Annotated in this window: 7 protein-coding genes; 6 read left to right on the top strand and 1 reads right to left on the bottom strand. The window is 63.0% G+C overall.

Features of this window, described 5'->3' with window-relative positions:
• Positions 1 to 335 precede the first annotated feature (335 nt).
• The 6 genes from ACSQ8Y_RS04595 to ACSQ8Y_RS04620 all read left to right on the top strand — a co-directional run bounded on the left by ACSQ8Y_RS04595 (position 336) and on the right by ACSQ8Y_RS04620 (position 9,393).
• Complete coding sequence (locus tag ACSQ8Y_RS04595; RefSeq protein WP_436265272.1) at positions 336 to 3,305, top strand: TonB-dependent receptor; 2,970 nt, start codon at positions 336 to 338, stop codon at positions 3,303 to 3,305.
• A 320-nt stretch (positions 3,306 to 3,625) separates the two neighbouring features.
• A complete protein-coding gene (locus ACSQ8Y_RS04600) occupies positions 3,626 to 5,185 on the top strand; it encodes a tryptophan halogenase family protein (protein ID WP_436265274.1) in 1,560 nt (519 codons plus the stop codon).
• Positions 5,186 to 5,431: 246 nt separating this feature from the next.
• Positions 5,432 to 6,142, top strand: a complete 711-nt coding sequence (locus ACSQ8Y_RS04605) for a SapC family protein (RefSeq protein ID WP_436265275.1) — start codon at positions 5,432 to 5,434, stop codon at positions 6,140 to 6,142.
• Positions 6,135 to 7,139 (top strand): cupin-like domain-containing protein, encoded by a 1,005-nt coding sequence (locus ACSQ8Y_RS04610; protein WP_436265276.1) that lies wholly within the window; start codon positions 6,135 to 6,137, stop codon positions 7,137 to 7,139. Before ACSQ8Y_RS04605 ends, ACSQ8Y_RS04610 begins: the two co-directional genes overlap by 8 nt.
• A 13-nt stretch (positions 7,140 to 7,152) precedes the next feature.
• Positions 7,153 to 8,676, top strand: a complete 1,524-nt coding sequence (locus ACSQ8Y_RS04615; RefSeq protein WP_436265277.1) for a tryptophan halogenase family protein — start codon at positions 7,153 to 7,155, stop codon at positions 8,674 to 8,676.
• 9 nt (positions 8,677 to 8,685) lie between these two features.
• On the top strand, positions 8,686 to 9,393 hold the full coding sequence (locus ACSQ8Y_RS04620) for a DUF6445 family protein (protein WP_436265278.1): 708 nt from the start codon (positions 8,686 to 8,688) through the stop codon (positions 9,391 to 9,393).
• Positions 9,394 to 9,433: 40 nt separating this feature from the next.
• On the opposite strand, the gene ACSQ8Y_RS04625 is transcribed toward ACSQ8Y_RS04620, so the two are convergent.
• Positions 9,434 to 12,043: a glycoside hydrolase family 3 C-terminal domain-containing protein gene (locus ACSQ8Y_RS04625; protein ID WP_436265279.1), complete on the bottom strand. Its 2,610-nt coding sequence runs from the start codon at positions 12,041 to 12,043 to the stop codon at positions 9,434 to 9,436.
• Positions 12,044 to 12,249 lie beyond the last annotated feature (206 nt).

Raw genomic sequence — 12,249 nt, forward strand, 5'->3', positions numbered from 1 at the left:
ACCATCAAATGGTTGCGCATATCATTTGAATGTTATGGATTGTTAAGTGCCGATAACAAGCAAGCATTCAGACGTGACAAAGTGGAGGGCAGCTTAAGCAGGTCACTGCAAAGGCTGGCCATCGTCACCGGCATACGGCGTGGCAGTTTGCGCTACCAGATACTGGAGAAACTGGTGCCAGACCGGCCAAAGATGCACGGAAAATTAAGACAAGAAACACCTTGGCGTGTCACCGGCGGCGCTGTTCTTTACCAGCGCCCAACATTAAAAAGAGAAAGAGGAAGACAATGTCGCATCCCGAGAAACTGATATACCTGAAAACGAAACAGCGTCTGATGAGCCTGGCAGTTGCCAGCGCTTGTGCCGCACTGATCGCTCCGGCCTATGCGCAAGTTGCCGCTCCCGCCGACGCCGAGCCGGCCACCGTGGTTGTTACCGGCCTGCGTGCCAGTATGCAGTCGACCCTGAACCTGAAGAAAAATTCCGATGGTATCGTTGACGGTGTCGTCGCTGCCGACATCGGTAAATTCCCGGACACCAACCTGGCCGAGTCGCTGCAGCGCATCTCCGGCGTGTCGATCGACCGTCAAAATGGCGAAGGCCAGAAGATCACCGTGCGCGGCATGGGCCCGGACTTCAACCTGGTGCTGTTGAACGGCCGTCAAATGCCGGTGTCCGACCTGAACGACCCTAACGGCCGCTCGTTCTCCTTCGACAACCTGGCATCGGAAGCCATCTCGCAGCTGCAGGTCTACAAGACCGGCCGCGCCGACAATCCATCTGGCGGTATCGGCGCCACGGTCAACGTCATGACCGCGCGTCCATTCGACCATACAGGCACGCAGGCGAGCGTCGGCATCAAGGGTGTGATGGACACCTCGAACCAGAAGCTGCCGGACCTGCTGAAGGGCACGCGCCTTACGCCTGAACTCTCCGGCATCTTCAGCACCACCAGCAAGGACGGCATGTGGGGCATAGGCGCCAGCGCCAGCTACCAGAAGCGTGAATCGGGTTCTAACCGTGCCCAGGTGGCCAATGGCTATATCGGCCCTTACCGCGGTTCGGAAGTGATCGAGGGTTCGACCTTGCCGCTGCCGGGTGCGCCGATCGGCAGCGTGACGAACCGTCCCGGCCCCAACGATCTGTATTCGCGCCCGCAAAACTTCGGCTACCAGGTCAACGGTATCGAGCGCGAGCGTGTCAATGGCCAGCTCGCCCTGCAATTCCGCCCGTTCAAAGAACTGACCACGACGCTCGACTACACCTACTCGCAGAACAAGGTCCACACCCGCCGCGCCGAGATGAGCACCTGGTTCGCCCAGACCCCAACCTCGACCAGCAGTTGGCCGGGCGGCAGCATCCAGGCGCCGTTGACCTATTCGGAAGTCTATACGCGTCCTCAGGATATCTCGGTCATCGCCTCCGACTTCGCGACCAAGAGCACGAACAATTCGATCGGCTTCAACGCGGTCTGGAAAGCGTCGTCGACCCTGAAGTTCACCGCCGACGCGCACAGCTCGACCGCTGAATCGAAAGCCGACAGCCCTTGGGGCAGCAGCAACCAGCTGAGCAACGCCAGCTTCAGCCGCGGCACCACCAAGATCGACTTCACCCGCGAACTGCCGATCCTGAGCATGCCGAACGCCGACCTCGTCAACGAGCCTATCCAGGCAACCGGCTCGCAGTTCGCCAACGCCTACGTCAAGTCCAAGGTCGAGCAGTTGCAGTTGACCGGCGCCTTGCAGATGCTCGAATCGTCGTCCCTGAACTTCGGCGTTGGCGTGACCGACGCCAAAAACCGCTCGACGTTCTCGATGGTGCAGAACAACGGCTGGTCTGGCCTGACCAGCAAGAACGACTATCCCGCCACCCTGTTCCAGAAGAGCAATACCAGCGACTACTTCGGCGCGATCGGCGGCAACGGGGCGCCTGGCATGTACAACGAGTTCTTCACGGCCGATTTCGGCGCGCTGCGCGCGGCAACCGCTGCCGCCTCGACCAAGCCGGGCCTGGTTACCTCCGACGGCGTCAAAACGCAAGCGAGCTGGCTGCCGAATTTCGCCACCACCGACAGCGACCAGCGTCTGGAGGAAAAATCGACGTCGGCCTTCGTGTCCTTCGGCACCGACTGGGATATGAAGATCCCGTTCCACACCTCGCTCGGCCTGCGCTTTGAAAGAACCAAGGTCACTTCGGTGGCCCAGGTTCTGCCAGCCACCGGCGTGACCTGGATCTCCCAGAACGAGATGCCGCTGACCTTTGGCGGCACCGCATTTTCGACCAGCACCTCGTCCTACAGCAACGTGCTGCCTAGCCTGAACGCCGACTTCGACGTGACCCCGGAATTCAAGGTGCGCGCCGGCGCCGGCACCACCATCACCCGTGCCCGTTACAACGAACTGCAGGGCGGCCTGACCATCGGCACCGGTGCCGACTACTACCAGGGCGGCACTGCTTCCCAAGGCAATCCGGCCCTGACGCCGGTCAAGTCGAAGAACCTGGACTTGTCCCTCGAGTGGTACTTCGGCCAGCACAGCGTCGTGTCGCTGGGCCTGTTCAACAAGAAATTGTCCGACTACACTGCGCAGAACCAGACCTTGGCGAACCATTACGGCATCCATACCCCCATCGGCGGCGCCTACTATGTCGCGGCAACGACGGGGCCGGGCAAATGCGCCGTTGCCGACACCGACTGCATCCGCAACTACATCCTCAACACCTACAACGGACAGCCTGGCGTACAGAAGACCGGTGTCAACAATGTCGGCAATGCGACCGGTGTCATCACGGGCATTCCTAGCGATCCTCTGCTGATGTTCAGGACGTCGAGCTTCGTGAACGCGAACCCGACCAGTTTGCGCGGTGCCGAATTGACCCTGCAGCATATGTTCGCCCAGACAGGTTTCGGCGTTCAGGCGAACTACACCTACGTCACCTCGCCGTTGAAATATAAAAACGAGCAGATCACCGATCAGTTCGCCATCCTTGGTCTGAGCAATTCGGCCAACCTGATCGGTATTTATGAAAACTACGGCTGGACGGTGCGCCTCGCTTACAACTGGCGCGATTCCTTCCTGGCGTCGAAGATCGACGGCGGCGGACATTTGGCGCCGGTGTACACCGACAAGTATGGCCAGGTCGATCTGAGTGTTGGCTATGAGTTCAACAAGAACTTGAGCTTCCAGGCCGAAGCGATCAATCTGGCCAATTCGACCCAACGCCAGCACGGCCGCACCCAAGCCACGTTCCTGAACATCACGCAAAGCGGTCCACGTTATATGGTTGGCGCACGCTACAAGTTCTAATTGCTGAAGCAGGCATTTGGTATTTGAGCAGGCCATGAAGCAGGCCATGAAGCAGGCCGTGGTGCCAGCCACGGCCTGCTTCATCCCCCCTTTAGCCGTGTTGCTTCCCGCCCGTGTGCTCGCTAAACTGCACGGCTACTACAGGGCGCCTCGACATACCTGTCATTCCCGCGCAGGCGGGAATCCATACTACGCGTCCAAGCACGCGACGTATGGGTTCCCGCCTGCGCGGGAATGACAACTTGGCGCTTATTCGAGGTACCCAACAGGGCGCTTCGAACGCTTAATCGAAGCATCTTACACTTGCGATGGAACTCCTTATGCACAGCAGGCCACTTGAACAGATCGTGATAGTCGGTGGCGGGTCGGCCGGCTGGCTGACTGCCGCGCTGGTCGCGGCGGCGCACCAGACCGATGCCGGCCCGGCCTTGCAGGTCACCCTGATCGAGTCGCCCGATGTGGCGCCGCTGGGTGTCGGCGAAGGCACCTGGCCCAGCATGCGTGACACGCTCAGGCGAATCGGCGTCTCCGAGAGCGATTTTTTCCGCAACTGCGACGCCTCGTTCAAGCAGGGTTCGCTGTTCGTCGGCTGGGTCGACGGCAGCGATGACGACGCTTATTACCATCCGTTCGTGCTACCCCAGGGCTATGGCGAGACCGATCTGGCCGCCAGCTGGCAGCGCGGACACAGCGCCATTCCGTTTGCCGACCTGGTCAGCTTCCAGCCCCACCTGTGCCGCTCCGGCAAGGCGCCCAAGCAGGCGACCACGCCGGAGTTTGCCGCCGTCGCCAACTATGGCTACCACCTCGACGCCGGCAAGTTCAGCCTGTTCTTGCGGCGCCACTGCACCGGGAAGCTCGGCGTGGTCCATGTGCTGGACCATGTGGCGGCGGTCAATTCGCACGACGACGGCGACATCGCGTCGGTGCAAACAAAGCTTGGCGGCGCCATCGAAGGCGACCTGTTCATCGATTGCAGCGGCTCGCATTCGCTATTGCTGGGCAAGCATTACGATGTGCCCCTGCTGTCGCAAAAACACATCCTGTTCAATGACAGCGCCTGCGCGGTCCAGTTGGGCTATCCGGAGGAGGGCAGTCCCATCGCCTCGCAGACCAGGTCGACGGCGCAAGAGAGCGGCTGGATCTGGGATATCGGCTTGCCGACGCGGCGTGGCATAGGCCACGTGTATTCGAGCGCCCACACCAGCGACGCGCAGGCCGAGCAGGCCTTGCTGGCCTACGTCGAGCGCAGCGGCGGCGGCGCGCAGATGCTCACCGCGCCGCGCAAGCTCAGTTTCGAACCCGGCTACCGCAGCCATTTCTGGCACCGCAATTGTGTCGCCATCGGCCAGGCGGCCGGCTTCATCGAGCCGCTCGAGGCTTCGGCACTGGCGATGGTGGAATTGTCCGCCACCATGCTCAGCGACGGCATGCCGGCCAACCGCGCGGTGATGGACATCGTCGCCAAACGCTACAACGATGCCTTTACTTACCGTTGGGAACGGGTGATCGATTTCCTCAAGCTCCATTACGTGCTCAGCAAGCGCGACGCCAGCCCCTACTGGCGCGACAACCGGGCGCCGGCATCTATCCCCGCGCGCCTGTGCGAGTCGCTCGCGCTGTGGCGCTCGCAGCCGCCATCGCGCTACGACCTGCACCGGATCGAAGAATTGTTTCCCGCCGCCAGCTATCAATACATCATGTACGGCATGGGGCTGGTGCCGGAGGTGGACCGCCACATTCGCCATGGTGAGCACGCCGAACTGGCCGACGGCTATTTCCGCGAGGCGGCCGCGCTGGCCCGCAAGATGCTCGCGGCGCTGCCCGGCAACCGCGAACTGATCGGCCATATCGTGCGTCACGGTTTGCCGACAAGCTAGCCCGCGCAACTGGGCGGGCACGACATTGAGGGTACTTCGCATAAGCGCCAACTTGTCATTCCCGCGCACGGCTCGGCGCCCCCGCGGGAATCCATGCTGCGCCTCTGAGCATGCGACGTATGGGTTCCCGCCTGCGCGGCGGTCCGCCGATGCGGAACGACAGGTATTTCGAGGTAACCTGATGGCGATGATGTAGCGCTTCAAATATTGAAACTTGAAATTAAAACGAAAAGGCAGGAGACCACTATGAGCAATCCAGTTTTGTTGCGCAATGTCGAACACAAAGACTTGAAAATCATGCCGGGCCGCGGCACCCGGTTCGGTGACGGCGAGATGATGAGCCCGACTTTCCCGGCTGAGTTTCGCAATGTGCTGGCCCACTATCCCATCGTATTTCGCGAGACCGGCAACGCGCAGCGCTACGAGCCGGTGGCGCTGTTCGGTTTCCAGGGCGGCGAGAACCTGTTTGCCACAGCCGATGCCTGGGACGCGCTGTACGTGCCGATGGCCGTGGCACGCCAGCCCTTCCTGATGGGGCTGTCCGGCGACAGTCTGCTGGTGCATGTCGACCTCGACCATCCGAAAGTGAGCACGACCATAGGCGAGCCGCTGTTTCTCGAATTCGGCGGCCAAAGCGATTTTTTGGAAGACATCAACAGCACGCTGCTGGCGCTGCACCAAGGCCTGCAGAGCAATGCCGGCTTTGTCGCCGCGCTGCTCGAATACGAGCTGATCGAACCGTTCACGCTCGACATCGAATTGAACGACGGCTCGCACAATCAGCTGGCCGGTTTCTCGACGATCAACGAGGAAAAACTTGCCGCCCTTGACGGCGCCGCATTGGAGCGCTTGCACCAGCCGGGCCACCTGATGGCAGCCTACCTGATCGTCGCGTCGCTGACCAAGCTGCGCGAGCTGATCGAACGCAAGAACCAGGTCGCCGCGGTCCATGGCTAAGCCTGTTCGCGAGATCGCCGGCGCGACGCAGGCCTTGCTGACCGACACCATCCTCACCGCGGCGGAGCCGGTGGTGCTGCGCGGGCTGGTGGCAAGCTGGCCGGTGGTCGAGGCCGGCTTGCGCTCGCAGCGCGAGGGCATCGACTATCTGCGCCGCTTCTACAAGGACGAGGTGGTCCGCGCCCTGACAGGCCCGCCCGATATCAAGGGGCGCTTTTTCTACAACGACGACATTAGCGGGTTTAATTTCAGCGCCGCCAACGTCAAGCTCGACGCGCTGCTCGACAAGGTGCTCGAGCATCTCGATGACCCCAGTCCGCCGGCTTTGTATGTGGGCTCGACCACGGTCGACACCTGCCTGCCGGGCTTTCGCGAAGAAAACGACCTGGACCTGGGCGATCGCGATCCCCTCGTGAGCGCCTGGACCGGCAACCGTTCGCGCATCCCCGCGCACCATGACTTGCCGGACAATCTCGCCTGCGTCGCTGCCGGGCGGCGCCGCTTTACCTTGTTCCCGCCCGGGCAGCTGAGCGATCTGTACATCGGGCCGCTCGACTTCACGCCGGCCAACCAGGCCATCAGCCTGGTCGATTTTCACCAGCCGGACCTGGAACAATTCCCCAGGTTTGCCGAGGCCATGGAGCATGCGCAGGTGGCCGAATTGCTGCCAGGCGACGCCATCTTTATTCCGAGCATGTGGTGGCACCATATCGAGGCGCTCGACAGTTTTAACCTCCTGATCAACTACTGGTGGCGCCAGTCGCCAGGCTATATGGATGCGCCGGTCAACACGCTGATGCATGCCATCCTGACGCTGCGCGAGCTGCCGCCGGCCCAGCGCCTGGCATGGCAGGAGATTTTCCGTCACTACATATTTGAAGCGGATGGCAGTGAAGCGGCGCACATTCCGGAACAGGCGCGCGGCGTACTCGGCCCGCTCGATATCGACCAGGCGCGGCGGATGCGCGCGGCAATCACCCAGAAACTGAGACGGTAACAGGAGACAGTACGTGGAACAGAAGATGCAAGAAAAAATCGGCAGGAAACCAGTGCGCCGCGTCGTCATCGCCGGCGGCGGCACGGCCGGCTGGATGGCCGCTGCCGTCATCTCCAAGATCCTGGGCAAGTCGCTGGACATCACCCTGGTCGAATCCGACGAGATCGGCACCGTCGGCGTGGGCGAAGCGACCATCCCCAGCTTGATCAAATTTCACCAGTTGCTGGAACTGAGCGAGGCCGACGTCATGAAAGCGACCCAGGCGACCTTCAAGCTGGGCATCAGTTTCGAGAACTGGCGCAACGTCAATGAACACTACATCCACTCCTTCGGCGTGACCGGCACCGACCACTGGACCGCCGGCTTCCAGCATTTCTGGCTCAAGGGCCGCAAGCGCGGCCTGGCCGGCGACTTCGGTGACTATTGCCTGGAGTTGAGGGCGGCCCAGCATGGCCGCTTTGCGCACCTGCCGGACGGCGGCATGAATTACGCCTACCATCTCGACGCGACCTTGTACGCCAAGTTCCTGCGCAAGTTCAGCGAGGGTTTCGGCGCCAAGCGGGTGGAAGGCAAGATCGGCCAGGTGCTGACCGATGCCGCGACCGGTCACGTGGCCGGGCTCAAGCTGGAGAACGGCGCGCTGGTCGAAGGCGACCTGTTCATCGACTGCACCGGCTTTCGCTCCCTGCTGCTGGCCGAGACGATGGGTGTGGAATACGAGGACTGGTCGCACTGGCTGTTCAACGACAGCGCCATTGCGGTGCAGACCGAGTCGGTCGGCGAACCGGTGCTGTTGACGCGCGCGATCGCGCATGGCGCCGGCTGGCAGTGGCGTATCCCGCTGCAGCACCGGGTTGGCAACGGCCACGTCTTCTCCAGCAAGTATATGGACGGCGAGGAAGCCCGGCAGATCCTGACTAACAACATCCAGGGCGAGCCGCTGACGCAGCCGCGCGTGATCAAATTCAAGCCGGGCCAGCGCAAGCAATCCTGGAAAGGCAACGTCGTCGCCATCGGCCTGTCGAGCGGCTTTTTGGAGCCGATCGAGTCGACCAGCATCCACCTGATCCAGCGTAACCTGATCCGTTTGATGCAGATGTTTCCGGCCGACGGCATCTGCCGGTCCGACATCGACGAGTACAACACCCAGGTGCAGAGCGAAATCAAACACATCCGCGATTTCATCATCTTGCACTACAAGGTGAGCAACCGCGTTGATACGCCGTACTGGGAAGCTGCCAGGAATATGACAGTGCCGGCATCGCTGCAGCACCGCATCGACCTGTTCCGCGAGACCGGACGGGTGTTTCGCACCGAGGGCGAGTTGTTTACCGAATCGTCGTGGCTGCAGGTCATGCTGGGCCAGGGCATGATGCCCGAGCAGCACCACCAGACGGCCGACCTGATGGGCGACGTCGAACTGTCGCAGTTCCTGAACGGGATACGCAACGGCATAGAGTGGACGGTCAAGCAGTTGCCCTCGCACCAGGCCTACCTCCAGCAGTACTGCCGCGCGCAGCCGCCGCAGCCCATCTGAAAGCGTGCCATGTTCAACCCCACTCCCGCCATAAGTAGAGTCGCGCTGAGCGATGGACGATTTTGCGTGGTCGTCGACAATATCCTGCGCGACCCCTCGCAATGGATAGCCCACGCCGTCGCGCGGCGCGCCGATTTTTCTCCGGAAGACAGCAACTATTATCCGGGCCCGGAACTGCGGCTCGATCAGGGCGCGCAGCTGGCATTCGCCGCGTTCTTTTCACAATATATCCGGGGCCAGCTTGGCGGCCGGCGCACCCGCAGCACCATGTGCAGGATGTCGCTGGTCACCCGCAAGCCGGAAAACCTGGTGCCATTCCAGAGGATCCCCCATGTCGATGGCGGCGCGCTCCCGCCCGGCGAAGGCAATTTCGCCATGGTGCTGTACCTGTTCAAGGATGAACGGATGGGCGGCACCGGCTTCTTCCGGCCGCGGGTAGGGACCGAGGCCATCTCGGAGATGATGGCGCGCGGGCGGCTCATGGACAGTCACGCGTTTTCGGCCTTGATCGACAGCGCGCCCGCGTATCCGACCAGGAGCAACCAGTATTTTGAAAAGGTGGCGGCCGTCCCGGCGGCCTTCAACCGCGCGGTCTTCTACGACGGCACGCTGTACCACAGCGGCGACATCCTCCACCCCGAGCTGCTCAGCGCCGACCCCGAACAAGGCCGGCTGACCGTCAACGCCTTCTTCGGGGTGCGCCTGAACGCCGGCTAAGGCGCGCCGGCCGGCGCGCCTCCGGATCACTGCAAAGTGCTTACTTCGGCAGCACGACCGGGCGTGCCAGCGTGATCGTGCCGCTCTGTCCGGCGACGCCGGTGCCTGGCTGTCCCGACCCGACCACGACCTTGTATTGTCCCGGCATCAGCTGGCGCACGCCATCCTGGCTGACGAAGCTCAGGTCGCGCGGCGACAGCACGAACTTGATCTGCCGGCGTTCGCCCGCTTTCAGCGTCAGCCGTTCGAAGCCGCGCAGCGCGAGGCGGGGCGCGCCGTCCACGGCGGGCGGCACCAGGTAGAGCTGCGCGACCTCGTCGCCGTCGCGCGTGCCCGTGTTCGTGATGTCCGTGACCACGGTCACGCCGTGCTCTGCGCCGCCGGCGGCCGGTGCCACACGCAGCGGGGCGTAGGCGAAGGTCGTGTAGCTCAGGCCGTAGCCGAAGGGGTAGACCGGCGTGCCTTCAAAGTAGCGATACGTCCGTCCTTTCATCGCATAGTTGTCGAAGGGCGGCAGGTCATTGACGCTGCGATAGAAGGTGAGTGGCAGGCGTCCGCCCGGGTTGGCCTGGCCAGTCAACACCTGTGCGATGCCCAGGCCGCCCGCCTGGCCCGGGTACCACGCCTCGACGATCGCCGATGCATGGGCCTTGGCCCACGACAGGTCCAGCGCGCTTCCGCTCATGACGACGACGACCAGCGGCTTGCCGAGCGCCTTGGCCTGCTCCAGCAGGCGGCGCTGGTCCGCAGGGATGTCCAGCGACGTCTTGTCCCCGCCCGCAAAGCCCTCGGCGTTGACGGCCATTTCCTCGCCTTCCAGATCGGCGGTGAGGCCGACGACAGCGACGACCACATCGGCATCGCGCACGCCGCTGGCGAGATCGGCTTCCGGCTGCAGCGAAATGCGTTTCCAGAACAGCCCCGGGATGCCGGACACGCCCGTTTCCGTTTCGAAGCGGACCGGATAGCGCTGGCCTTGTTGCAGCGTGACTTCGGCCAGCTTGAGCGGCTCGGCCCACTGGGAAGGGACGGCCGCCTGGACGGCGGGCTTGCCATCCACGGTGACCTCGCCGCGCACGCCGCTCATGCCTATCCGGTAAGTGCCGGACTCGGGCGGGACCAGGTAGCCGGTCCAGACGATCCGGTTGCGTTCGTCCACATTCTTGAAGTCGCCGGCATTCGCCACCAGGCCGCTTTCGACGCGGCTTGCTGCGGGCGCCGCCTGGTAGCCGTCTTGCTGTCCGTCCGCGAGCGCGGGCCGGGCATTGAAGTACGCTGCGTGCAGGCCGGGTTGGCCGTCCGGCGCCCGGAAGGCCGAGGCGGGTACCGGATCGCCGTCGGTGATCGAAGCGCCTGCCGGCACCAGCGTGATCTGCGCACCCGGCATCGTGCGCCGCAGGCCGTCCAGCACCGACACCGGCGGCGCGCTTTGGGCCGACGAGTAGTTGCCGCGCAAAACACGGGTCGCGTCGGCCAGCGGGCCGATCACGGCGAGCTTCACGCCAGGCTTGAGTGGCAGCACGCCGTCATTTTTTAACAGGACCAGGCTCTCGATCGCCGACTTCAGCGCCAGATGCTGGTGCTCCGGCGTATTGATCGCACTGACCGGCGTCGGTTTGGTGCCGGGCCGGGCCAGGCCGCCCAGGTCGCCGTTCCGGTAGCGCGCCGAGAACAGGCGCACCAGGGCCGTATCGATATCGGCCGTGCTGACCAGGTGCCGCTTGTGGGCATCGCGATAGCGCGCGCCCAGGTCCTTCGCATCCGTCAGGGTCTGGCCATTGCACTCGTTGTCGACACCGGCTTTCAATGCCAGGGCGCCCGCCGAAGCGGCGTCGGGTGCATATTTGCTCTGCTCGCTGATGTCGGTCACGGCATCGCAATCGGAGACGACATAGCCTTTGAATCCCCACGCGTCGCGCAGGGTGCGCTTGAGCAGCAAGTCGCTGGCGCAGGCCGGCTGGCCGTTGACGCGGTTGTAGGCGCACATGACCGAGCCGGCCTTGGCATCGACGATGGCGGCGCGGAAGGCCGGCAGATAGGTGTCCTCCAGGTCGTGCGGCGAGACGAACACATTGGCGTGGTGGCGCGTCGATTCCGGTCCGCTGTGGACTGCAAAGTGCTTCGGTGTAGCGACCACGTGCGGCAGCTCGGGATTCGGACCCTGCATGCCCTGGATGAATGCGACGCCGATCGCGGCGGTCAGGAAGGGGTCTTCGCCATAGGTTTCCTGCCCGCGGCCCCAGCGCGGGTCGCGGAAAATATTGATGTTGGGCGACCAGGTGTTCAGCCCGGTGCCTATCTTTCCAAGCTTGCCGGTCTGCCGTCCCAGCGTGTGCAGGGCGCGCACCTCGACGCTGACGGCAGCGGCTACCTGATGCGTCAGGCTGCGGTTGAAGCTGGCGGCCAGGCCCACGGGTTCAGGGAAATTGGTGGTCGGGACCGGGCCCAATGCGCCATGCAGGGATTCTGTCCACCAGTTATAGGCCGGAATGCACAGCCGCGGAATGGCCGGGGCGACGTTTAACAGCTGCTCCAGCTTTTCTTCAAACGTCAGCTGCGCCACCAGCGCGCGCGCACGGGTATCGGCGCCGGTACGCGCATCTTCGCCGGCATGCGCGCAGGCGTGGCCCAAGAGGGCAGGGAATGCCATCAGGTACACGGATCGCCGGAGGATACGGCGACCTGCCGTCTTGCTTGCGCCATGCAGTTTCAGCGTTGTCGTTTCCATCATTTCCTGTCACCGTCTCCGAATTCAATGTTAATATTTGTTCCGCTACCAAAAAATGGTAGCGCAATCTTTTTTGTAATTTATAGCAAAGTGGCCTGTTTGTCTACGCTATTTTTGCAGCTTCGATT

The organism is Pseudoduganella sp. LjRoot289 (assembly GCF_964252925.1).
Taxonomy (GTDB): domain Bacteria; phylum Pseudomonadota; class Gammaproteobacteria; order Burkholderiales; family Burkholderiaceae_D; genus Rugamonas.

Bases quoted from the DNA above. Each gene is read 5' to 3' on its own strand.
- ACSQ8Y_RS04595 (WP_436265272.1), top strand. From the start codon at position 336: ATGAGCCTGGCAGTTGCCAGCGCTTGTGCCGCACTGATCGCTCCGGCC.
- ACSQ8Y_RS04600 (WP_436265274.1), top strand. From the start codon at position 3,626: ATGCACAGCAGGCCACTTGAACAGATCGTGATAGTCGGTGGCGGGTCG.
- ACSQ8Y_RS04605 (WP_436265275.1), top strand. From the start codon at position 5,432: ATGAGCAATCCAGTTTTGTTGCGCAATGTCGAACACAAAGACTTGAAA.
- ACSQ8Y_RS04610 (WP_436265276.1), top strand. From the start codon at position 6,135: ATGGCTAAGCCTGTTCGCGAGATCGCCGGCGCGACGCAGGCCTTGCTG.
- ACSQ8Y_RS04620 (WP_436265278.1), top strand. From the start codon at position 8,686: ATGTTCAACCCCACTCCCGCCATAAGTAGAGTCGCGCTGAGCGATGGA.
- ACSQ8Y_RS04625 (WP_436265279.1), bottom strand. From the start codon at position 12,043: ATGGCATTCCCTGCCCTCTTGGGCCACGCCTGCGCGCATGCCGGCGAA.